General features: G+C 63.8%; 23 protein-coding genes and 1 tRNA gene. 16 read left to right on the forward strand and 8 right to left on the reverse strand.

Annotated features, from left to right (window positions below; translation table 11 throughout):
- Positions 1 to 30 precede the first annotated feature (30 nt).
- Positions 31 to 2370: a DUF1631 domain-containing protein gene (locus tag OEJ36_RS04895; RefSeq protein ID WP_021221841.1), complete on the reverse strand. Its 2340-nt coding sequence runs from the start codon at positions 2368 to 2370 to the stop codon at positions 31 to 33.
- Between the two features lie 320 nt (positions 2371 to 2690).
- On the opposite strand from OEJ36_RS04895, the gene nadC reads away from it, so the two are divergent.
- A complete protein-coding gene (gene nadC / locus OEJ36_RS04900; RefSeq protein ID WP_263400580.1) occupies positions 2691 to 3539 on the forward strand; it encodes a carboxylating nicotinate-nucleotide diphosphorylase in 849 nt (282 codons plus the stop codon).
- 61 nt (positions 3540 to 3600) lie between these two features.
- Here nadC and OEJ36_RS04905 read toward each other — a convergent pair.
- From OEJ36_RS04905 to OEJ36_RS04915, 3 genes are all read right to left on the reverse strand, one after another.
- Positions 3601 to 3676 (reverse strand) — tRNA-Thr (locus tag OEJ36_RS04905).
- 50 nt (positions 3677 to 3726) lie between these two features.
- Entirely contained in the window at positions 3727 to 5403 is a 1677-nt protein-coding gene (locus OEJ36_RS04910) for a PglL family O-oligosaccharyltransferase (RefSeq protein WP_263400581.1), read from the reverse strand.
- Positions 5404 to 5473: 70 nt separating this feature from the next.
- Positions 5474 to 5962 carry a pilin gene (locus tag OEJ36_RS04915; RefSeq protein WP_263400582.1) on the reverse strand — a complete coding sequence of 163 codons (489 nt, stop codon included), beginning with the start codon at positions 5960 to 5962 and terminating at the stop codon, positions 5474 to 5476.
- A gap of 224 nt (positions 5963 to 6186) precedes the next feature.
- On the opposite strand from OEJ36_RS04915, the gene pilB reads away from it, so the two are divergent.
- The 5 genes from pilB to yacG are packed head-to-tail and all read left to right on the forward strand — an operon-like array spanning position 6187 to position 10792.
- A complete protein-coding gene (gene pilB, locus OEJ36_RS04920) occupies positions 6187 to 7890 on the forward strand; it encodes a type IV-A pilus assembly ATPase PilB (protein ID WP_263400583.1) in 1704 nt (567 codons plus the stop codon).
- A gap of 3 nt (positions 7891 to 7893) precedes the next feature.
- Positions 7894 to 9111 (forward strand): type II secretion system F family protein, encoded by a 1218-nt coding sequence (locus OEJ36_RS04925; RefSeq protein WP_263400584.1) that lies wholly within the window; start codon positions 7894 to 7896, stop codon positions 9109 to 9111.
- A 3-nt stretch (positions 9112 to 9114) separates the two neighbouring features.
- On the forward strand, positions 9115 to 9984 hold the full coding sequence (locus tag OEJ36_RS04930) for a prepilin peptidase (RefSeq protein WP_263400585.1): 870 nt from the start codon (positions 9115 to 9117) through the stop codon (positions 9982 to 9984).
- Positions 9984 to 10595 carry a dephospho-CoA kinase gene (gene coaE, locus OEJ36_RS04935; protein ID WP_263400586.1) on the forward strand — a complete coding sequence of 204 codons (612 nt, stop codon included), beginning with the start codon at positions 9984 to 9986 and terminating at the stop codon, positions 10593 to 10595. Before OEJ36_RS04930 ends, coaE begins: the two co-directional genes overlap by 1 nt.
- Positions 10592 to 10792 carry a DNA gyrase inhibitor YacG gene (yacG, locus tag OEJ36_RS04940; protein ID WP_021221832.1) on the forward strand — a complete coding sequence of 67 codons (201 nt, stop codon included), beginning with the start codon at positions 10592 to 10594 and terminating at the stop codon, positions 10790 to 10792. The genes coaE and yacG overlap by 4 nt, the downstream gene beginning before the upstream one ends.
- A gap of 3 nt (positions 10793 to 10795) precedes the next feature.
- Here the strand turns inward: yacG and OEJ36_RS04945 are convergent, their stop codons facing one another.
- The 4 genes from OEJ36_RS04945 to OEJ36_RS04960 form a co-directional block, all read right to left on the reverse strand.
- Entirely contained in the window at positions 10796 to 11011 is a 216-nt protein-coding gene (locus OEJ36_RS04945; RefSeq protein ID WP_043244210.1) for a hypothetical protein, read from the reverse strand.
- Between the two features lie 107 nt (positions 11012 to 11118).
- Positions 11119 to 11805: an energy-coupling factor ABC transporter permease gene (locus tag OEJ36_RS04950; RefSeq protein WP_263400587.1), complete on the reverse strand. Its 687-nt coding sequence runs from the start codon at positions 11803 to 11805 to the stop codon at positions 11119 to 11121.
- On the reverse strand, positions 11802 to 12269 hold the full coding sequence (locus tag OEJ36_RS04955) for an FAD/FMN-containing dehydrogenase (RefSeq protein ID WP_263400588.1): 468 nt from the start codon (positions 12267 to 12269) through the stop codon (positions 11802 to 11804). Before OEJ36_RS04955 ends, OEJ36_RS04950 begins: the two co-directional genes overlap by 4 nt.
- Complete coding sequence (locus tag OEJ36_RS04960) at positions 12266 to 12691, reverse strand: GNAT family N-acetyltransferase (RefSeq protein ID WP_263400589.1); 426 nt, start codon at positions 12689 to 12691, stop codon at positions 12266 to 12268. Before OEJ36_RS04960 ends, OEJ36_RS04955 begins: the two co-directional genes overlap by 4 nt.
- Positions 12692 to 12804: 113 nt before the next feature.
- Here OEJ36_RS04960 and OEJ36_RS04965 point away from each other — a divergent pair, with 113 nt between their 5' ends.
- The 10 genes from OEJ36_RS04965 to OEJ36_RS05015 all read left to right on the forward strand — a co-directional run bounded on the left by OEJ36_RS04965 (position 12805) and on the right by OEJ36_RS05015 (position 20172).
- Positions 12805 to 13431 carry a DUF1780 domain-containing protein gene (locus OEJ36_RS04965; RefSeq protein ID WP_021221827.1) on the forward strand — a complete coding sequence of 209 codons (627 nt, stop codon included), beginning with the start codon at positions 12805 to 12807 and terminating at the stop codon, positions 13429 to 13431.
- Positions 13432 to 13517: 86 nt separating this feature from the next.
- Positions 13518 to 13691 carry a DUF3094 family protein gene (locus OEJ36_RS04970; protein ID WP_021221826.1) on the forward strand — a complete coding sequence of 58 codons (174 nt, stop codon included), beginning with the start codon at positions 13518 to 13520 and terminating at the stop codon, positions 13689 to 13691.
- A 63-nt stretch (positions 13692 to 13754) separates the two neighbouring features.
- Positions 13755 to 15056: an NAD(P)/FAD-dependent oxidoreductase gene (locus tag OEJ36_RS04975; protein WP_263400590.1), complete on the forward strand. Its 1302-nt coding sequence runs from the start codon at positions 13755 to 13757 to the stop codon at positions 15054 to 15056.
- A 320-nt stretch (positions 15057 to 15376) separates the two neighbouring features.
- Entirely contained in the window at positions 15377 to 16387 is a 1011-nt protein-coding gene (locus tag OEJ36_RS04985; protein ID WP_271660074.1) for a LysR family transcriptional regulator, read from the forward strand.
- Positions 16388 to 16413: 26 nt separating this feature from the next.
- Positions 16414 to 17118, forward strand: a complete 705-nt coding sequence (locus tag OEJ36_RS04990; RefSeq protein WP_263400654.1) for a 2OG-Fe(II) oxygenase — start codon at positions 16414 to 16416, stop codon at positions 17116 to 17118.
- Between the two features lie 54 nt (positions 17119 to 17172).
- Entirely contained in the window at positions 17173 to 17409 is a 237-nt protein-coding gene (locus OEJ36_RS04995; RefSeq protein ID WP_263400591.1) for a hypothetical protein, read from the forward strand.
- A gap of 10 nt (positions 17410 to 17419) precedes the next feature.
- The gene (locus tag OEJ36_RS05000; protein ID WP_031288647.1) at positions 17420 to 17965 is read left to right on the forward strand and encodes a methylated-DNA--[protein]-cysteine S-methyltransferase; all 546 of its coding nucleotides are present in this window, start codon (positions 17420 to 17422) and stop codon (positions 17963 to 17965) included.
- Between the two features lie 177 nt (positions 17966 to 18142).
- Positions 18143 to 19276 (forward strand): bifunctional DNA-binding transcriptional regulator/O6-methylguanine-DNA methyltransferase Ada, encoded by a 1134-nt coding sequence (gene ada, locus OEJ36_RS05005; protein WP_184488616.1) that lies wholly within the window; start codon positions 18143 to 18145, stop codon positions 19274 to 19276.
- On the forward strand, positions 19273 to 19887 hold the full coding sequence (locus OEJ36_RS05010; RefSeq protein WP_263400592.1) for a 2OG-Fe(II) oxygenase: 615 nt from the start codon (positions 19273 to 19275) through the stop codon (positions 19885 to 19887). Before ada ends, OEJ36_RS05010 begins: the two co-directional genes overlap by 4 nt.
- Before the next feature lie 3 nt (positions 19888 to 19890).
- Positions 19891 to 20172: an Ada metal-binding domain-containing protein gene (locus OEJ36_RS05015; RefSeq protein WP_263400593.1), complete on the forward strand. Its 282-nt coding sequence runs from the start codon at positions 19891 to 19893 to the stop codon at positions 20170 to 20172.
- Positions 20173 to 20411 lie beyond the last annotated feature (239 nt).

Genomic DNA, 20411 nt, shown 5'->3' on the forward strand with positions numbered 1-20411 from the left:
CAAGCCGGGCGTCGTGGAGGGAGCGATGACTCAGGCGCCCTTGAGGCGGCGCAGGTTGCCGATGACCGATTCCAGCGCACGGTCGAACAGCAGGGCATCGTCCAGCAGGCGGATGGCTTGGCGGCGGAACTCCACGGCCAGGCCCATGCGGGTCTTTTCCAGCACCTTCATGCCGGTGCGGTTGACGAAGATGTACTTGCCGGTGGGCTTGATGATCGCAGCCAGCTTGCAACGCACCTTGTGCTCTTCGTCTTCCTGGAACTCGACCCAGCTGCCGACGCGCAGGTTGTCGACGTGACCCAGCGCCTCGTCGTCATCCGGCAGGGCGGCATCGGGCTCGGGCGCACGGGTTTCGCCGGGGGCGAGCAGGACGATTTCCTCGACCACCTCGACCATCGTCGGCGCTTCGGCGGGCATGCCCACTTCCAGGTCGGCGGGCAGATCGAGCAGGGGCATTTCGACTTCCGCGGTCAGGCTCTCGCCCTCGCCTTCGGTGGCCGCCGGCACGCTGACCGGCTCCGGCTCGACGCGCTTGAAGCGCTGGAAGGCCTGCACGTGCAGGGTTTCCAGCTGACTGAAGAATTCACTGGTGGAGAAGGGATCGAAGGCAGCGCTGGTCAGCCCCTCGCGCAGGGCCTTGAGCAGCCCCGGTACCAGCTCCAACAGGCGCATACGCGCCTCGGGCGCTTCGTGGGATTCCACGCTCCAGATCAGGTCGTCCATGGTCGACAGGGTGGCCTGCCATTCCTCGGAGTCGACACCGTGCTTGAGGCAGGTCAGCAGCATGACCTTGCTCCAGGCTTCCTGCAGCAGGCGCACCACCACTTCGGGCAGGGTGCGGCCCAGCAGGCGCTCGTTCAGGGCCTGCTCGACCTGCTGGCGGGCCAGTTCGGCCTTGGCACGGCCCTCCTCGGCGTCGCGGGTGCGCTGCTCCAGCAGGTCGCTGCGGCGGCGCTCGTCGCCGGTGTAGGCGAGGAAGTCGGACAGCAGGTCGGAGAAGATGGTCGGGTCGTCGACGAAATCGTTCAGCAGGCGCAGCACTACCTGTTCGATGCGCTGGTAGAGGGCATCGCGCTGGACATCGTCCTGCTCGTTCCAGCCCATGGCCGCCGAGGCGATTTCGTTGAGCAGGCGACGCGCCGGGTGGCTGCCGCGGCTGAAGAAGGTCTTGTCCAGCACCGCGACCTTGAGCATCGGGATCTGCAGACGGCCGATCAGGGCCTTGAGCGAATCCGGCAGGGAGCGGTCGTCGAGGATGAACTCGAAGAGCATCGACACCAGGTTGATGACGTCGTCATCCACCTGGCCCACGACACGGGACTTGCCACTCTTGGCGCTGGCGCGGGTGAGCAGGTTGTCGAGCTGGAAGCGCAGGTCGACATCGCCGGCGTTCTGCACGGGCAGGTGCTGCTGCAGGTGCGAGAGCAGGCGCATCAGGTCGTTGCTGGTGATGGGCACCGCATCGGCGGGCATCTCGCGGCGCTGGCCGCCCATGCCCATTCCCACACCGCCGCCGGAGCCACGGACCTGGGACAGCAACTCCTGCAATGCGCCGAAGACTTCCTGCACGCCCTCGTCGGCGTAGGCGCCATCGCCCATTGCCTCGCCGCCTGCGGCAGCCTGAGCAGAGCGGGCGGCACCCGGGGTACGCCCCTGGGGACGACGGGCCGGCGGCGCGGACTTGAGTTCGGGAAGCACCCCGGCGGTGATCAGCGCCAGGTTGGATTCGGCGTAGAGCTGGTCGAGGTCGCTGAGAACGTATTTCTCGAACAGTTTGAAAATGATCAGCTTGACCTTGATCTCCACGCCCAGGCTGCGGCAGGCGTCGAGGAAGGCTTCGCACAGGGCGCGCGGGCCGAGCGGATTGCTCTTGTCCTCGATCTTCTTGGTGACCAGGGTATTGAGGCGGGTGGTCAGGTGGCCGAGGGCGACGCCGTCACGGCTCATCACCTTGGCGACCATGGCATCCAAGGCGACGGACTCTTCCAGCTCGTCGTTCTGCACCAGGCTCAGGCTTTCGAACGACACCGCATCCAGCACCGGCGCCTTGCCGATCTCGTACTGGTTGAGGTTGGCGAAGGTCTCGAACACTTTTTGCAGGAAGCCGCGCTCGATGCTCTTGCGCTTGAGGCGCAAGTCGCGCATCGCCTCGAAGAAGGCGTTCTGCTCGGCGTTGCTGGTCGCACGGTCGGCCATCTGGAAGAGGGTGTCGTCCGCGTTGTCGAACAGCGCCTGCAGCGCTTGCTTCAGCTGTTGTGCAGCCTTGTCGCGCACCTGAATAAGTGCCACGGGCAGCCTTCCTACCGGCGAAGTTGGCGATTGCTCGGAGGCGCCCTTGTTCAGGGGCACCACGTTCGCGTCGGTCTGCATAGCGAATCTCCCGCAACCAGCGTCCGATCTAGTGGGCTTCGCTGGCTGCACAGCTATAAACGGGGAGTTATCCCTAACGTCAAGCTTCTGGCGTCAAATAGAGAAAGTCAGAATCATTATAGGGATACTCTCGTCGCAACCAAGGGGAGATTTCCTACAGACATGAAATACGTCACAGATGTCCCAACCCTTTGTGGGCCGACCTCTGACAGACCGGCCCATCCCTTGAATATCTAGCAGAAAGCTCAAGACAGTTGCCACCGGCGCTGTACCAGCGGTCGCCTGCCTTTATAATCGCGCCATTCTGCACGGAGCCTCCCATGCCCAACCTGAAACTCGCCGACCTGAGCGCGGAAATCGAAGCCAACGTCCGCCGAGCCCTGACCGAAGACATCGGCAGCGGCGACATCACCGCCCAGCTCATCCCCGAAGAGCGCCTGGCACACGCCACCATCATCACCCGCGAGGCCGCCGTGATTGCTGGGACAGCGTGGGTCGACGCGGTGTTCCGCCGGCTCGACCCGCGCGTAGCGGTGCACTGGCAGGTAGCCGACGGCGACAAGGTGCAGCCCAACCAGCCGCTGTTCCACCTCGAAGGCCCCGCCCGCGCACTGCTCAGCGGCGAGCGCAGCGCGCTGAACTTCCTCCAATGCCTCTCCGGCGTCGCCACCCGCGTGGCCCACTATGTGGAGCTGGTGCAAGGCACCCAGGTGAAACTGCTCGACACCCGCAAGACCCTGCCCGGCCTGCGCCTGGCACAGAAATACGCGGTCACCTGCGGCGGCGGCCATAACCACCGCATCGGCCTGTACGACGCCTTCCTGATCAAGGAAAACCACATCGCCGCCTGCGGCGGCATCGCCGAAGCCATCGCCACCGCCCACCGCATCGCCCCCGGCAAGCCGGTGGAGATCGAAGTGGAAAGTCTCGACGAGCTGAACCAGGCCCTGGCCGCCGGCGCCGATATCGTCATGCTCGACGAACTCAGCCTCGACGACATGCGCACCGCCGTCACCCTCACCGCCGGCCGCGCCAAGCTCGAAGCCTCCGGCGGCATCAACGACACGACCCTGCGCACCATCGCCGAGACCGGCGTCGACTACATCTCCATCGGCACCCTGACCAAGGACGTCAGGGCCGTGGACCTGTCGATGCGCCTGAGCATCTGACCCTCTCCTTTATATAGCGCCCAACAAAAAGCCCCGCAGAAGCGGGGCTTTTCGTTTGAGCTGGTGCCGGAGACAGGAATCGAACCTGCGACCTTCGCGTTACGAGTGCGCTGCTCTACCTACTGAGCTACACCGGCGGCGGGCATAAGGTACTTACAAAGCGGAACCGACTCAAGTGCAGGGCAAACTAGTCGGGCATGCCGGACACGACATCCCCCAATTGAGGGTAAGTAGCGACCAGCCCCCTCATCACGCCAAGCCCCTCGCGATACTGAACATTGCCGTGGAGCAATTGGAGGATGCGCAGATGATCCTTGGCCTGCTCAGTCTTGCCATTCAGGCCAGACGCCAGCGCATAGCGATAAATACTCGAAGGATAAGGGTAGCGATAGGCAACCTTCCTCATCCATTCCAGTTCCTCGTCCGACATATCCGGGTGCGGGTACGTCCGAGCGAAACGCAGGTATTCCCTGAGCTGGGTCAGAATGAATACCTCGGGTGTGGCGATAGCGCCCTGAGACTGCGCCAATCGTGCGCTCTCGAAGCGTATCTGGCGATAGCTGTCCTCGATAGCCCGGTACTCATTCCATACCAGCCCCCAGATGATGCCTCCTACAGCTATCCCTCCCGCCAACAACCATTTCGGCATATGAAATGAAGAACGGGCCAGGCAATCTGCACTCACACCACCCAGGATAAGGCCAAGGGGAAGCAGGAAGAATCCGTAATCCAGTGGGTACTCCAGCATTCCATGGGTAATCAAGGCTCCGCATGCCAGCAGCCCCAAGACCCCCTCGATCCGACGGGCCCTGACTCCTAGCCAGGCAAGCCCACTCATCAACAAGGCTATTAGCACCGCACCCACTACCGGACCATTCCAGACCAGAATATCCAGAAGAACGTTATGGCTATGCTCCGTAGGCAGAGCCAGCGGATAAGCAAGCGTGACGCTGACCTGCGCCACACTCACCTGATTCCACCCGAATCCCGACAATGGCCCATTGATGACGGCATGGAAAAGCTGTGACCACATGCCCAGCCGCTCAAGTGCCGCCGCACGCTTCAAGGGGTCGATATCGGGAAGAAGAAGAAAATCAGAGATATAGGGCAGCCCAAAGACGAATACGATATAGAGGGCAACCCACATCATCAGGCGGCCAATCGTGAGCCGTCCAACGTAGCGGGACTTCCAAGCCCAGAATACGATAGCTGCAGCAGCAAACACCCAGGGAGTACGAGACTGCGTCAAAGCAATAGCGAAAAGGAGAAGAACCGAAACAAAAGCGGAAAAATACCGCCCAACGACCCGAGCTTCGAACAAGTACCATGCTGCAACCAACCCCAGCATCAACAGCAAAGCCAGGTTGTTAGGTTGCCCGAAATTGGCAAAAGGACGACCGCCTGGCTTCATATCGACAAACCAGATGCTTCCCGTGACCTCTAGCCATTGTCCCAGCGCAATAAGCCCCGAGAGGACCGCCCCCAACAAAAGACACCAGGCCCCATAAACGAAGAAGCGAGTTGAGTGGCCTTCACGGAAGCCAAGATTGAAGCCCACGATCAGGCTCCAGCCGAAACCAAGCAGATAAAAGAAGGTAATCCAGGCGTCTCCAGAGAAATAACCTCTTCCACCGAGCTGCAACAGTGGCAAGAAAGCAACCAAGGCAATCGGAAGAACGTACTTTGGGACTGCGACCGCATCGCGCCTGATCAACAGGAAGACAGATAACACTATAAGTGCAGCGAAGCTGGAAAAATCCTGGTAAGCCGTCAACCACGGCGAGTAATGGTTGGGCAATAACCATCCCATCAGCATGAGCAATATCGCCGCTGCTGCTGCCCAAGTAGCCGAACGACTAACCACCGTATTCCTCCATAAAAAACATAAAAAAATGCCCCGCCAAATGGCAGGGCATCTTTAGATCAAGCCCGAGTTAGCGGCAGCTAGCCGGCAGGTACTTGGCCTCGATACCAGTGGTACCACCGCCAGTGCACTTCCATGCACGAACGGGCTTCAGGCTAACAGAAGCGAAGTCGGCGGCAGCAGATGGGGTTTTCGCATCAGCATCGCTGTAGGGAGTCAGGGTCAGTACAACCTTGGTAGTGCCCAGTTGGCTAATATTCTGAGCAGTGATGTTGATCACGCCAGCAGTGGAGGTGTGGATCTCTTTCACGTATTGCGATACAGCAGAGCCGGTCTCGCCGCAACCAAAGGAATCGTTAACGCTAGGTGCAGAAGAAAGGCCAGTCTGCGAAGCTTCAGAGATAGCAGCACGGCAGGAGGAAGCAGCGAGCACCACTTCAGAAACCTTGGCGCGAGCGGTGTAGTCCTGGTAGGCCGGCAGAGCGACAGCGGCCAGAATACCGATGATCGCAACAACGATCATCAGTTCGATAAGGGTAAAGCCTTTTTGAGCCTTCATATGTTTCTCCAAGAATGTTCGAAGGTCGAGTGACCTGAAACCAGAGAAAGCATTTGCCGTGCCAACTCTGAAAAGGCACCAGATGCAGCATGCCAGTGCAACCACGACACAAGGCCACAGACTCTATCGGCAACTAACTGACAAAAAGCGTCATGCCTCAGGTTTCAATTTGGCAGGCCCCTCCATCTAGGCTATAAACCTTTCATTTTTACGAAGACTTCACCATGAGCGAATCGCCCACACTTTCAGGCTTGGCTCGGCAGTTGGTACACGCCAACCTGCTGGACGAAAAAGCCGCGCAAAGCGCATTTATCCAGGCCCAGCGCAACAAAATCTCCCTCGTTACCTACCTCGCTCAGAACAAGCTACTGAAGAGTCGCGACCTGGCCGAACTGGCTGCGGAGCAGTTCGGCATTGCCTTCATGGACTTGGCAAGCATCGACAAGGACTCTCAGCCGAAAGACCTTGTGGCAGAGAAGCTCCTGCGCCAACACCGCGCCCTGCCCCTCTGGCGACGTGGCAACAAGCTGTTCATTGCGGTCTCCGATCCAACGAACCACCAGGCGACTACTGACATACAGTTCAGCACCGGCCTGACCACCGAAGCGATACTCGTCGAAGACGACAAGCTCGGTGCCGCCCTCGACAAGTTCTTCGAAGGCGACGCTTCCGGCATGGAGGACCTGGCCGACGTCGACCTTGATGGCCTGGACGTTGAAGCCGTCGATGATGACAAGCAAAGCTCCGATGGCGGAACGGACGCCGACGACGCCCCCGTGGTGCGCTTCGTCAACAAGATGCTGCTGGATGCCATCAAGGGAGGCTCATCCGACCTCCATTTCGAACCTTATGAAAAAAGCTACCGGGTACGCCTGCGTACCGACGGCATCCTCCATGAGGTGGCCCGCCCGCCCATCCAGCTTGCCAGCCGAATTTCGGCCCGCCTGAAGGTCATGGCCGCACTCGACATCTCCGAGCGCCGCAAGCCCCAGGACGGCCGGATCAAGATGAAGATATCCAAGACCAAGTCCATCGACTTCCGCGTCAACTCGCTTCCCACCCTGTGGGGCGAGAAGATCGTCATGCGGATCCTGGATCCTTCGAGCGCCCAGATGGGTATTGATGCGTTGGGGTATGAAGAGCGCCAGAAGGAGCTTTACCTGAGCGCACTGAAGCAACCCCAGGGCATGATCCTGGTAACAGGGCCGACCGGTTCGGGCAAGACGGTGTCGCTCTATACCGGCCTGAACATCCTGAATACGGTCGATATCAACATCTCCACGGCGGAAGACCCGGTGGAAATCAACCTGGAGGGGATCAACCAGGTCAACGTCAATCCCAAGCAGGGCATGGATTTCGCCCAGGCGCTGCGGGCGTTCTTGCGTCAGGACCCTGATGTGATCATGGTCGGCGAGATCCGCGACCTGGAAACCGCCGAGATCGCCATCAAGGCCGCCCAGACCGGCCACATGGTGATGTCGACCCTACACACCAACAGTGCTGCCGAAACCCTTACCCGACTGCGCAACATGGGGGTGCCAGCGTTCAACATCGCCACCTCCGTCAACCTGATCATTGCCCAGCGCCTTGCTCGCAAGCTGTGCAACAGCTGCAAGAAAGAGGTGGAAGTCCCTCGCGATACGCTGCTGAAAGAAGGGTTCCCCGAGGACAAGATCGGCACGTTCAAGATCTTCGCCCCCACTGGCTGCGAAAACTGCAAGGGTGGCTACAAGGGCAGGGTCGGTATTTATGAAGTAGTTAAAAACACGTCCTCTCTGCAACGCATTATCATGGAGGAAGGCAACTCCATCGATATCGCCGCGCAGATGCGCAAAGATGGCTTCAACGATCTGCGCACCTCGGGCCTACTGAAGGCAATGCAAGGCGTCACCAGCCTCGAGGAAGTCAACCGCGTGACCAAGGACTAATCCATGGCGGAAAAAGCAGTAAAAACGAGTGTCTTCAAATGGGAAGGCACCGATAAGAAAGGAACCAAGGTCACCGGTGAGCTCAGCGGTATCAACCCCTCGCTGGTCAAAGCCCAGCTGCGCAAGCAAGGCATTAACCCGCTCAAAGTACGAAAGAAGGCAGTATCGCTCTTTGGCTCGGGAAAAAAGATCAAGCCCCTGGATATCGCACTTTTCACTCGCCAGATGGCCACCATGATGAAGTCCGGTGTTCCCCTCTTGCAGTCTTTCGACATCATTGGCGAGGGGTTCGACAACCAGAACATGCGCAAGCTGGTCGACGACGTCAAGCAGGATGTCGCAGCGGGTAATAGCTTCGCCGCCTCCCTGCGCAAGAGGCCTCTTTATTTCGATGACCTATACTGCAACTTGGTTGATTCGGGCGAACAATCAGGCGCACTTGAAACGCTGCTTGATCGAGTGGCCACCTATAAGGAAAAGACCGAGGCACTGAAATCCAAGATCAAGAAGGCGATGAACTACCCAATCGCTGTAGTGTTGGTCGCGGTTATAGTCTCTGCCATTCTGCTTATTAAAGTTGTTCCGCAGTTCCAGTCTGTTTTCGCAAACTTCGGTGCCGAGCTTCCTGCCTTTACTCTAATGGTCATAGGTCTATCCGAGGCCCTGCAAGAGTGGTGGTACATCGTAATTTTCGCCTTCATCGGGATCGTCATAGGATTCAAGCAGGCTCATCAACGCTCAGAAGGGTTTCGCAACTGGCTGGACAAGTTCGTCCTCAAGCTCCCCATTGTGGGCGACATCCTCTACAAAGCCGTAGTTGCACGTTTCGCCCGAACACTCGCCACCACATTCGCCGCAGGCGTTCCGCTGGTGGATGCCCTTGACTCAGTGGCTGGCGCTACTGGCAATATCGTATTCAAGAATGCCGTTGCCAGAATCAAGCAAGACGTCTCGTCCGGCATGCAGCTGAACTTCTCCATGCGTACCACCGGCGTATTCCCAAGCATGGCCATTCAGATGACTGCAATTGGTGAGGAGTCAGGCTCGCTGGACCTGATGCTGGACAAGGTCGCAACATATTATGAGCAGGAAGTAGACAACGCCGTAGACGGTCTTACGGCCCTGATGGAACCCATGATCATGGCGGTCCTCGGTGTCCTGGTGGGCGGTTTGATCATCGCCATGTACCTGCCCATCTTCCAACTCGGTTCCGTGGTCTGATACATGCCCCTCGTTGAATTTTTGGCCGGCAATTTGCCGGCCTTTGTTTTCTGCATCTTCCTCCTCGGCCTTCTCGTCGGCAGCTTCCTCAACGTCGTTATCTACCGCCTGCCGGTGATGATGTTCCGTGACTGGAAGGCGCAGGCACGGGAGGCGCTGGAGCTGCCGGCAGAGCCCAAGGGCGATACCTTCAACCTGATCCTGCCGAACTCGCGTTGCCCTCATTGCAGCCACGAGATCAAGGCCTGGGAGAATATTCCCGTGGTCAGCTGGCTGGCCTTGGGTGGCAAGTGCTCGTCGTGCAAGGCGCCGATCAAGAAGCGCTACCCGCTGGTGGAGCTGACCTGCGGCCTGTTGTCGGCCTATGTGGCCTGGCATTTCGGCTTTACCTGGCAGGCCGGGGCGTTCCTGGTGCTGACCTGGGGCCTGCTGGCGATGAGCATGATCGACGTCGACCACCAGTTGCTGCCGGATTCCCTGGTACTGCCGCTGCTGTGGCTCGGCCTGATCCTCAACAACCAGGGCATGTTCGCCACGCCCGGCGATGCGCTCTGGGGCGCGGTGGCGGGCTATCTCAGCCTGTGGTCGGTGTATTGGGTGTTCAAGCTGGTGACCGGCAAGGAAGGCATGGGCTATGGCGACTTCAAGTTGCTGGCGATGCTCGGTGCCTGGGGCGGCTGGCAGGTGCTGCCGCTGACCATCCTGCTGTCGTCCCTGGTGGGCGCGATACTGGGGATCATCATCCTCAAGCTGCGCGACGCGGACAGCAGCACGCCCATCCCCTTCGGCCCCTACCTGGCGATTGCCGGCTGGATTGCATTGCTCTGGGGTGATCAAATAACCGGGACCTATCTCCACTTCGCCGGTTTCTGATGAACAAACCCTGGATCCTTGGCCTTACGGGCGGCATTGGCAGCGGCAAGAGCGCTGTCGCCACCCACTTCGGCAACCTCGGCGTGCACCTGGTGGACGCCGATCATGCGGCGCGCTGGGTGGTCGAGCCCGGCCGCCCTGCCCTCACGCAGATCACCGAGCACTTCGGCCGCGATGTACTGCAGGCCGACGGCCAGCTCGATCGTGCCACCTTGCGCCAACGCATCTTCGAGCACCCGGAAGAGCGCCGCTGGCTGGAAAACCTGCTGCACCCGCTGATAGGCGAAGAAATCGTCCGCGACCTGGCCAGCGCCCAGTCGCCCTACGCCATCCTTGTTTCGCCGCTGCTGATCGAATCCGGCCAGCACCGCATGACCCAGCGCGTGCTGGTGGTCGATGCTCCGGAAGCGGTGCAGATCCAGCGCACCATGGCCCGGGACAAGGTGTCCGAAGAGCAGGTCGGCGCCATCCTCAAGGCCCAGGCCAGCCGCGAAAAGCGTCTGGAAGCGGCGGATGACGTCCTGGTCAATGACCGTGACCTCGAATGGCTGCAGCGCGAAGTCGAGCGCCTGCACGCTTTCTACCTGACCCTGCGCGGAGGCCAAGCATGAGCCAGCCCATGACAGTCGAATGCCCCACCTGTGGCGCCCCCGTCGAGTGGGGCCCGCAGAGCCCCAGCCGGCCCTTCTGCAGCGAGCGCTGCAAACTGATCGACCTGGGGGCCTGGGCCGCCGAGGAACATGCGATCCCCGGCGACGTCCAGGAAGACGAACTCTTCACCAGCGACCTGCCTGAACGGGGCCACTGAGCCTCAGGGGCGCATGAAGGCGTAATCGCGGTCGTCATCGAGGTTGTCAGCCAGGAAGCACAGCTCCTGGGCCAGATCATCGATGGGCCGCACCGCCTTGCTGCGCTCCACCACCTCGCTGAGCAGCGCCCGCAACGCCAGCGCCTCGCTCATCCCCGCACCACTGGCCACGGCCAGCTCCCGGTCCAGCATCTCGCGCGCCCATTTGTGCATGGTCATCTCCCGCTCTTCGTCTGTGAAGGCGCCATGATCGGCGTGCGGAGGGCTGTGGATAATTGACCGGGATCAAGCCGCCAGGCGTCATGCTCGCGGTGAATTCCCGACCATCACTTCGGCTCGTCATCCTTCCAGGGCGCCTGCAGGTAGCGCGAGCGGTTGAAGGTCTCCAGCCAGTCCGGGTAGAACACCACCAGCGCCGTCACCGCGGTGCCGTTGATAAAGGCCTCGGGGAACATCACCAGCCAGAGGTAGCCGACGAAATCCTCCAGCCAGGGCGGCATCGGGAAGATGCCGTCCAGCCAGAGCACACCCAGCCCCACCAGCGTGCACAGCAGCGCCGCCAGCGCAGCGGGAAAGAAGCCGCAGCAGAAGATATAGACGAACAGGTTGCGCGGTTGATAGCGCTCCACCCAGAGGGCGCAGCACTCGGTCACCAGCACCGGCAGCAGCACCAACAGCGCGCCGTTGAGGCCCAGCGCGGCGAAGTCCTGGCGCCCCAGCGCCAGCAGGCCAAGCTGCGCCACCAGGCCGCCAAGCACCGCCAGCGGCCAATCCAGCAGCAGCGTCACCGCCGTCATGCCGATGAAGTGGTAGGAGACGCCCGAATCGAAATCCCGCCGCACCAGCCACAGCAGGAACAGCGCCAGCACGGTGCCGAACAGCAGGTGCTGCCGTCGCGTATCGCTGAACAGCTCGACCCAGGGCGCACGCCAGATCGCCCAGGCAATGACCGGCAGGTAGATCGCCCAGCCCAAGCCCAGGCTGGTGGTGGACAGCAGGTGGGAAGCGATCACTCCGCCGAAGACTCCAGAATGGCCTGCAAGGCATCGCTATCGATGAACTGCAACGACTCGACCACGACGCCCTGATCCAGACGCAACAGCAGCACGCTGCCAGGCTCTGCCGAATAGCGCGGCGTCACGCGGGACTCGCGGTCCAGCAGCACGCGGTAGCTGTAGTCACGCATCGCCGGCACCGCGAAGAGCGTGGAGATGATTGCCGGCATGCGGCTCACATCGGCGAGGAACACGGCCTTGCGCGCTTCCAGGTAGCCCTTCGGCTTGCCCTCCAGCGCCGCCTTCACCAACTTCGCGCCATCCATGTCACGAGCCACCAGCAACAGCTGCAGCCCATTATCGAGGGTGTAGGGCTGGTCGTACTGGTCCAGCAGGGTCCAGGGCGCGAGCCGCGTACCCGTCTCCACCGCCTGGGCCAGGCCCGCAAGCGTCATCAGCAACACCGCTATCACCGCTCTCATTCACTTTTCCCCAAGGTGGAAAACACGTCGATATCGTCCCGCTCGCCCCAAGCGTCCTGCGCCCGCCAGAAGGCCAGCGCCTGCGGTGCATCACGCAGGACGAAGACATGGGATTTGCCGATGCCCTGCTTCGCCAACCGCGCCAGCACCTCATCGAGCATCCGCCGGGCCAGCCCGCGCCCGCGAAAGGCCTCGTCGACCACCAGGTGCTGCAGGTAGCCGCGCCGGCCGTCGTGCCCGGCCATCAGGCAGCCAACCACCTCGCCCTCGGCTTCGACCAGCAGGCTCAGCCCCGGGTTTCGTGCGAGATAGGCGCAGAAGGGCGCGTACTCGTCCTCCGGGCGCAGACGGATGCCCGGCGTCCGGCTCCAGAGGGCCAGCAGTCGGGAGTGGTCGGCGGGCGTGGCGGGGCGCAATGGCATGGGCAGGTTCCAGGACAAGGCCCGGAGTTTATACCAAGGCCCGTTATAGGGCGCCGTGCCCGGATGCCGCGTCGGGCTACCACAGCCGGGCGCGACGAGGCTAAGCTCCGACCATGGACGAATCCGACTACCTGCGCCTGCTGACCCGTCAGGCGGAACAGGCCAACGACTTCCTCTCCAACGCACGCAAATGGGAGCGCGAGCGCTGGGTCTGCCAGCGCCTGCTGCAGGCCCTCAACGTGCCCCATCGGCTGGAAGACTTCAGCACCGGTGGCGAGCCGCCGGATGTGCAGTTCCGCGATGCCGCCTTCGAGGTGTTCTTCGTCCTCGATGAAGGCCGGCGACTCAATGATGAATGGCGCGCCGAACTGGAGCGCCGCCGCAGCGCCTTCTCCCTCGCCCAACTGGTGCGCCGCGAAGCCCGGCCCAAGCGCATCGCCACCGCCGAGCTGCAGGCCCGCCTGGCGCCGACGCTGCGCAAGAAGGCCCACAACTACACCGAGCGAGGCCTCGAGCTGAACGAGCTGGACCTGGTCGCCTTCGTCAACCTCAAGCGCTCGGTGCCCGACTTCAACAGCCCCTTCCCGCCGCCCACCGAATTCCTTCGCCAGGGCTGGCGCTCGCTGTCCATCGTCGGCTCCACCTACGCCCGCGTGCTCTTCGCCCACCCGGATGCCCCGGAATTTTTGCGCGCCAACCTGGGTCGAACGGTGATCTTCGACGCCGGTATCGGACTGTGACGCGGCAGTCGAATTATTCGCGCCGTCGATTGAGCCTTCTCGAAACACGCAGCTAGAATGAGCTCATTCCCCCGTCGAGGCTTACCATGAGCAGCCGCCTGACACCCGAAGACCAGCAGAAGGTCGACCAGTACCTGAATCTCCCCCAGCACCAGGTGGAACGCGAGCCGTTCAAGCCTTGGCGCCTGCTGATGATTCTGCTGGTGATGGTGGTCGGGCTCGGCATCCTCAGCCGCCTCCTCGCGCGCCTCGTGCTATGAGCAGCCTCCCCCGCTCGCCCGGCGCCAACCATAAGAATTCTTATAGCCTTGTGAGATGTTCCCATGACCCATCGTATCGTTATCGTCGGCGGCGGCGCCGGCGGGCTGGAGCTCGCCACCCGTCTGGGTAGAACCCTGGGCAAGAAAGGCCAGGCCAAGGTGATCCTGGCCGACGCCAACCTGACGCACATCTGGAAACCCCTGCTGCACGAAGTGGCCGCCGGCTCCTTGAACTCCACGGAGAACGAGCTGAACTACGTCGCCCAGGGCAAATGGAACCACTTCGAGTTCCAGCTCGGCCGCATGAGCGGGCTGGACCGCACGCGCAAGGCCATCCAGCTCGCCGCCACCCTCGACGAGGACGGCCGCGAACTGGTGCCCGCCCGTGAAGTGCCCTACGACAGCCTGGTGATCGCCGTCGGCAGCACCACCAACGACTTCGGCACCGAAGGCGCCTCCCGTCACTGCATCTTCCTCGACACCCGCGAGCAGGCCGAACGCTTCCACCGCCAGTTGCTCAGCCACTACCTGCGCGCCCACGCCCGTGAAGGCAACAGCGACCAGATCAGCGTCGCCATCGTCGGCGCCGGTGCCACCGGTGTGGAACTGGCCGCCGAGCTGCACCACGCCGCCCACGAACTGGCCGCCTACGGCCTGGACAGCATCCAGCCGGAGAACATGCGCATCACCCTGATCGAAGCCGGCCCGCGCGTCCTGCCGGCGCTGCCCGAGCGCATCAGTGCGCCGGTGCACAAGACCCTGGAACAGCTCGGCGTCACCGTGATGACCGGCGCCGCGGTCAGCGAAGTCACTGCCGAAGGCCTGCGTACCGCCCAGGGCGAGGTGATCCCCGCCAGCCTCAAGGTCTGGGCCGCCGGCATCCGCGCGCCCGCCTTCCTCAAGGACCTGGACGGCCTGGAAAGCAACCGCATCAACCAGCTGGTGGTCAAATCCACCCTGCAGACCACCCGTGACGACGCCATCTTCGCCTTCGGCGACTGCGCCGCCTGCCCCCTGGGCGATGGCAGCGACCGCAGCGTGCCTCCGCGCGCCCAGGCCGCCCACCAGCAGGCCTCGCTGCTGGTGAAGTCGCTGAAACTGCGCATCGCCGGCCAGCAGGAACTGCCCGAGTACCGCTACAAAGACTACGGTTCGCTGATCTCCCTCTCCAGCTTCAGCGCCGTCGGCAACCTCATGGGCAACCTGATGGGCAGCGTCAAGCTCGAAGGCTGGCTGGCGCGGATGTTCTACATCTCGCTCTACCGCATGCACCAGATGGCGCTCTACGGCGGCTTCCGCACCCTGCTGCTGATGCTCAGCGACCGCATCGGCCGCAGCACCGACCCACGCCTGAAGCTCCACTGATCCACCCGGCCGGCATCCCCGCGATGCCGGCCTTCCCTCGCCTCTCCCCCGTCGCTCCACGCCTCTTTCCGCCCCTTGCCGCCCCACCGTCCGTCGCCCTTTCCCGCCCTGCAGATTCGACCGCAAGAAACGGAGTGCGAGGCGCCCCCGTCACGCCGATATTGAGCCCCGCAACGCGTCTGGCCAGGGCGTTCTCGCCATCGGACAGGCGCCACCCGGGCCAACGCGCCAGGACCACTACGCAGTAAGGGCTGGAGGAACGCAGCACACCGGGCACGGCCCGGAACCCGGAGTCGATGACAGACAGGAGAGATTCACACATGGAACTACGTCATCTTCGCTATTTCCTCGCCGTGGCCGAGGAGTTGAACTTCACCCGCGCCGCCGCGCGCCTGCACATCGAGCAATCGCCCCTGTCGCGGGCCATCAAGGAGCTGGAGTCGGACCTCAACACCCTGCTCTTCGAACGCAACCCGCGAGGCGTTCAGCTGACCTGGGCCGGCACCGTCTTTCTGGAGAACACCAAGCGCATCTTCGCCGCCCTGGAGCAGGCGCGGATGGACATGCGTGGCGTCGCCATGGGCTTTCGCGGCACGCTGCGGGTCGCGGTTTCCGACGGCATCGCCCCGCAAAAACTCGCCGACCTGCTGGCGCGCTGCCGCCAGGAGGAACCGGAAATGGAGATACGCCTGTTCGAGGTGAGCCACGCCCAGCAGGTCAAGGGCATGCTCGACCACAGCTACGACGTCGGCTTCGCGCGAACCGACAACGCCATCGATGGCCTGTGCGTACGGCCGATCTGGAGCGACCCCCTGGTCGCCGCCCTGCCCGCCCGCCACCCGCTGCTGTCGCACCGCAAGATCCCGCTCAAGGAACTGGCGCGCCACCCGCTGATCCTCAGCCACCCCGAAGTCCACGAAGGCCAGCACCAGCAGATCAGCCGCATGCTCAAGGCCAACCTCAGCGAAGCCGAGGAGGCCTCGCTGAACATCGTCGAGCAATACATCTCCCGCGAAACCATGCAGGCCCTGGTCTCGGCCGGCTACGGGGTCGCCCTGATCTGCGGCACCGAGCAGAGCTACCTGCCCGGCAGCGAGATCGTCACCCGCGCGCTGTCGGTGCCCGACTCGGTGCTCACCACCTACCTGCTGCGCCCGGACAGCGAGCCCTCGCCGCACCTGGCGCGTTTCCTCGAACGCATCGAGCAGGTGTGCAACCAGCAGGAAGAACCGGAAACCTGCCTGTTCTCCGAACTCCACCCCCTCGCCCCCGTCTCGCGGCTGGCGCGGGTGGGCCTGTCCTTCAGCGCCGGAGATTTCTCCACGCCATGACCGCGCTCGCCACCCTCGAACACCCCATGCCCGATGCCGCGCTGGAGCGCCTCGACTGGCAGGCCCTCGAAGCCGAGCTGGAGGCCAACGGCTGTGCCCTGATCCCGCACCTGCTGGATGACGCCGCCTGCGCCCAGCTCGCGTCGCTCTACAGCCGCGACGAAGGCTTCCGCTCGCGCATCGTCATGGAGCGCCAGGGCTTTGGCCGGGGTGAGTACAAGTACTTCGCCTACCCGCTGCCCACACTGCTCGGGCGCCTGCGCCACCGCCTCTATCCGCCGCTGGCGGCCATCGCCAACCACTGGAACCAGCGCCTGGGCGTCGACACCCGCTACCCCGCGCGGCTCGACACCTTTCTCGCCCGTTGCCACCGCGCCGGGCAGCGCCGCCCCACGCCCCTGCTGCTGCAGTACGGGCCGGGCTGCTACAACCGCCTGCACCAGGACCTCTACGGCGAGCACGTGTTCCCGCTGCAGCTGGCGATCCTGCTGTCGGCGCCGGATGCGGACTTCAGCGGCGGCGAATTCGTGCTCACCGAGAACATCGCCGGCCAGCAACGGGCAGAGGTCGTGCCCCTGGGCAAGGGCGACGCGGTGCTGTTCCCGGTGGACCTGCGCCCCGTACCCGGCAAGCGCGGTGGCTTCCGCCGCGCCGCCATGCGCCACGGCGTCAGCCTTGTCAGAAGCGGCCAGCGCCGCACCCTGGGGCTGATCTTCCACGACGCCAGCTGAGGCCACGACGATGAACACAGCCTTCACGCACAGCCCCCACAGGGTGGGCTGACCATGCCACTTCACCCCTGGGAGAGCAGCACGCTGCCGTCGTTCGAAGCCGGCACGCTGGCGGTTGGAACGACGACCGGTGACCCGGCCGCGCGCCTGCGGGTGATCAGTGCCTTCCAGGCACTGGTGGATGCCAGGCAGGCCCGCTGGCACACGGACGATTCGGGCCGGACCGAGCTGCACCTGGACAGCGGGGAAGTCTTCCTGCTGCGCCCCCACAGCGTCACTCGACTGCGATAAGGAGATTGCCATGACATTGATGATGAGCCGCCTGAGCTCGCCCCTGCGCGAGCTGCTGCTGGTGACCGATGAACAACGCCGCATCTGCGCCCTCGGCTTCGCCGACTACAAGCGCCAGCTCACCCGCTCGCTGAAGGACCGCCCCAGCCCCCGGGACCTCCCGGAAATCCCCGCCCCCAAGGAGATATCCACAGCCCTGCGCCGCTATTTCGAAGGCGACGGTGATGCCCTCGACGACCTCGTCATCGAGCCCACCGGCACGCCCTTCCAGCTTCAGGTCTGGGCGGCCTTGCGGCGCATTCCGGCCGGCACCACCCGCAGCTATGGCCAGCTGGCCCGCGAGCTGGGTCTGGAAGACCCGCGCGCCGCCATCGACGTCGGCGCCGCCAATGCCGCCAACCCCATCGCCTTGGTCATTCCCTGCCACCGGGTGATCGCCGCCAACGGCGAACTCCGCGGCTACGCCTGGGGCCTGGAGCGCAAGCGCTGGCTGCTGGAGCACGAGAAAGCCCTGCGCCCCCTCGCCGCCGAGCCGCAGACCGCCGCGCTGTTCTGACCGAACGCGCAGCGCTGGACGCTGGAGAGGCGCATCATCTATACCCTCCAGCGCCCCCTCCGCCCGCATCGGAACGCCTCGGCGGAGCCACGGTGGATTCGAACGCAAGAACCGGAGTTCTTGCGTTTGAATTCGGTTTTAACCTGCAATAGTCAACGGTACTTCTGGATAGCCACCATGAGCAGGAACCCGCACGAAACCGCTCTCTACCTCACGGACGATCAACGCTGGGCAGCCGTCATCGCCCGCGACAGCGCCGCCGACGACCAGTTCGTCTACGCGGTGAAGACCACCGGCGTCTACTGCCGCCCCAGCTCCTCGACCCGTCTGCCCAACCGCAAGAACGTCGAGTTCTTCGATAACCCGGCCGCCGCCGAAGCCGCTGGCTATCGCGCCAGTCGCAGCCTGGCCGGCGACCGCACCAGCACCGCAGCCCGACGCACTTCATTGATCGCCGAGGCGTGCCGTGCCATCGAAGCCGCCGACACGCCGCTGAACCTCAACCAGCTGGCGCAGCGCTCGGGCATGAGCCCCTCGCACTTCCACCGGGTGTTCAAGACCGAAACCGGGCTGACCCCCAAGGCCTATGTCTCGGCCTACCGCGCCCGCCGCCTGCGCCAGGAGCTCAGCGATGTCGGCACCTCGGTGACCGACGCCATCTACGGCGCCGGCTTCAACTCCAACAGCCGCTTCTACGAAACCTCCGACCAGCTGCTCGGCATGCGCGCCAGCGAATACCGCGATGGCGGTGCCGGCGCCTCCATCCACTTCGCCGTGGCCCAGTGCTCGCTGGGGGCCATCCTCGTTGCCCAGAGCCAGCGCGGGGTCTGCGCCATTCTCCTGGGCGACGACCCGGACGAACTGGTGCGTGACCTGCAGGACCAGTTCCCCAAGGCCCAGCTGGTGGGGGGCGACGCCGACTTCGAGCGCCTGGTGGCCCAGGTGGTCGGTTTCATCGAAGCGCCCTCCCTGGGCCTCAACCTGCCCCTGGACGTGCGCGGTACGGCGTTCCAGGAACGGGTATGGAAAGCCCTGCGGGACATCCCGCCAGGCACCACCGTCAGCTACACCGACATCGCCGAACGCATCGGCGCGCCCAAGGCGGTGCGGGCGGTGGCCCAGGCCTGCGGTGCCAACCACATCGCGGTGGCCATCCCCTGCCACCGCGTGGTACGGCGCAATGGCGATCTCTCCGGCTACCGCTGGGGCATCGACCGCAAACGCGAGCTGCTGTTGCGCGAAGCCAAGCCGGCCAAGGCCGCCAGTGCCAGCGCAGCCCCCCGTAGCAAGCAGGCCGTGGCCCAGCCATGACGCTGGACTGGCCGGCGCTCACCCGCAGCCTGGAAGACGACGGCTACGCCCTGCTGCCCGACCTGCTGGATGCATGCAGGGTGCAGCACTGGCGCAGGCTGGCGGAAACCCCAGGCGCCGGCCTCGCGCCCCCGGAGCCCGGCCGTGGCGAGTGGATCGCCACGACCGGCACGTCGTTCGCGGACGCGTACCCTCTCGAGCTCGCTGGCCTGGCCAACCGCTGGAACGATGAACTGGGCGAGGCACACCGCTACCCACTCCAGGGCATCACAGTCGATGCACAGCTGTGCCGGCTGGAGGTCGGCGACTACCTGGACCTGCGCCAGGGCGACGGCACGGCCCTGCCGCTGCGCATCGCCATCCTGCTGTCCTGCCCCGGGCAGGACTTCAGCGGTGGCGAATTCGTCGTCACCGAACAGCGCCCACGCATGCAGTCGCGCGCCACGGTGCTGCCCCTGCGCCAGGGCGACGCGGTGCTCTTCAGCACCGGCCGCCGCCCGGTGCGCAACAGCCTCGGCCAGCTCTACGGTGCCGGCCTCAAACACGGTACCAGCCGGGTGCGCAGCGGCCAGCGCCTGAGCCTGGAGCTGGGTTTCCCCGCCAGGCACTGAGCCATGCCCGACAGAACCTGGACCCTGATCGGCGCCGACGGCCGCCCCTTTGCCAGCAACCGCCCCGGCACCCTCGGCGGCCACCGCCGCAACAAGCTCTACGGCCGTCTCGACTGCCGCAGTGCCCTGCAGGCCCTGGCCCGGGGTGGCTACCGGGCACACCGGGTGTTCTTCCTCGACGAAGCCACGGCGCTCAGCGCCGGCTACCGGCCCTGCGCGGTGTGCATGCCGGAGCGGTACAGGATGTGGAAGGCGGGGGGGCTGGGTGCCCAGGATGACGCCTGATCGCGAATGAATTCGCGCCTACAGGCGGACGGCGCTGCGCGCCGCTGGGCGACTGAAGTCGCCCCTACAAAAAAACCGCAAGACAACGCCGCCGAATGGAGGTGACCGCTGCGGGTGGAGGTCGCTCTTTACCTCCACCAGGCGGGGTCGAACAGGGCACGCCGTTATGCCCGAAGCGTTGCATTGAAACCCGCCCCCGCACGGTGGATGGGTAAAGCGTCATCCACCCAACCCGGCGC

The sequence above is a fragment of the Pseudomonas sp. PDM13 genome, assembly GCF_025685765.1.
Taxonomy (GTDB): Bacteria; Pseudomonadota; Gammaproteobacteria; order Pseudomonadales; family Pseudomonadaceae; genus Metapseudomonas; species Metapseudomonas solani.

Bases quoted from the DNA above. Each gene is read 5' to 3' on its own strand.
- OEJ36_RS04895 (WP_021221841.1), bottom strand. From the start codon at position 2,370: ATGCAGACCGACGCGAACGTGGTGCCCCTGAACAAGGGCGCCTCCGAG.
- nadC (WP_263400580.1), top strand. From the start codon at position 2,691: ATGCCCAACCTGAAACTCGCCGACCTGAGCGCGGAAATCGAAGCCAAC.
- OEJ36_RS04915 (WP_263400582.1), bottom strand. From the start codon at position 5,962: ATGAAGGCTCAAAAAGGCTTTACCCTTATCGAACTGATGATCGTTGTT.
- pilB (WP_263400583.1), top strand. From the start codon at position 6,187: ATGAGCGAATCGCCCACACTTTCAGGCTTGGCTCGGCAGTTGGTACAC.
- OEJ36_RS04925 (WP_263400584.1), top strand. From the start codon at position 7,894: ATGGCGGAAAAAGCAGTAAAAACGAGTGTCTTCAAATGGGAAGGCACC.
- OEJ36_RS04930 (WP_263400585.1), top strand. From the start codon at position 9,115: ATGCCCCTCGTTGAATTTTTGGCCGGCAATTTGCCGGCCTTTGTTTTC.
- coaE (WP_263400586.1), top strand. From the start codon at position 9,984: ATGAACAAACCCTGGATCCTTGGCCTTACGGGCGGCATTGGCAGCGGC.
- yacG (WP_021221832.1), top strand. From the start codon at position 10,592: ATGAGCCAGCCCATGACAGTCGAATGCCCCACCTGTGGCGCCCCCGTC.
- OEJ36_RS04945 (WP_043244210.1), bottom strand. From the start codon at position 11,011: ATGACCATGCACAAATGGGCGCGCGAGATGCTGGACCGGGAGCTGGCC.
- OEJ36_RS04955 (WP_263400588.1), bottom strand. From the start codon at position 12,269: ATGAGAGCGGTGATAGCGGTGTTGCTGATGACGCTTGCGGGCCTGGCC.
- OEJ36_RS04960 (WP_263400589.1), bottom strand. From the start codon at position 12,691: ATGCCATTGCGCCCCGCCACGCCCGCCGACCACTCCCGACTGCTGGCC.
- OEJ36_RS04965 (WP_021221827.1), top strand. From the start codon at position 12,805: ATGGACGAATCCGACTACCTGCGCCTGCTGACCCGTCAGGCGGAACAG.
- OEJ36_RS04970 (WP_021221826.1), top strand. From the start codon at position 13,518: ATGAGCAGCCGCCTGACACCCGAAGACCAGCAGAAGGTCGACCAGTAC.
- OEJ36_RS04975 (WP_263400590.1), top strand. From the start codon at position 13,755: ATGACCCATCGTATCGTTATCGTCGGCGGCGGCGCCGGCGGGCTGGAG.
- OEJ36_RS04985 (WP_271660074.1), top strand. From the start codon at position 15,377: ATGGAACTACGTCATCTTCGCTATTTCCTCGCCGTGGCCGAGGAGTTG.
- OEJ36_RS04990 (WP_263400654.1), top strand. From the start codon at position 16,414: ATGCCCGATGCCGCGCTGGAGCGCCTCGACTGGCAGGCCCTCGAAGCC.
- OEJ36_RS04995 (WP_263400591.1), top strand. From the start codon at position 17,173: ATGCCACTTCACCCCTGGGAGAGCAGCACGCTGCCGTCGTTCGAAGCC.
- OEJ36_RS05000 (WP_031288647.1), top strand. From the start codon at position 17,420: ATGACATTGATGATGAGCCGCCTGAGCTCGCCCCTGCGCGAGCTGCTG.
- ada (WP_184488616.1), top strand. From the start codon at position 18,143: ATGAGCAGGAACCCGCACGAAACCGCTCTCTACCTCACGGACGATCAA.
- OEJ36_RS05010 (WP_263400592.1), top strand. From the start codon at position 19,273: ATGACGCTGGACTGGCCGGCGCTCACCCGCAGCCTGGAAGACGACGGC.
- OEJ36_RS05015 (WP_263400593.1), top strand. From the start codon at position 19,891: ATGCCCGACAGAACCTGGACCCTGATCGGCGCCGACGGCCGCCCCTTT.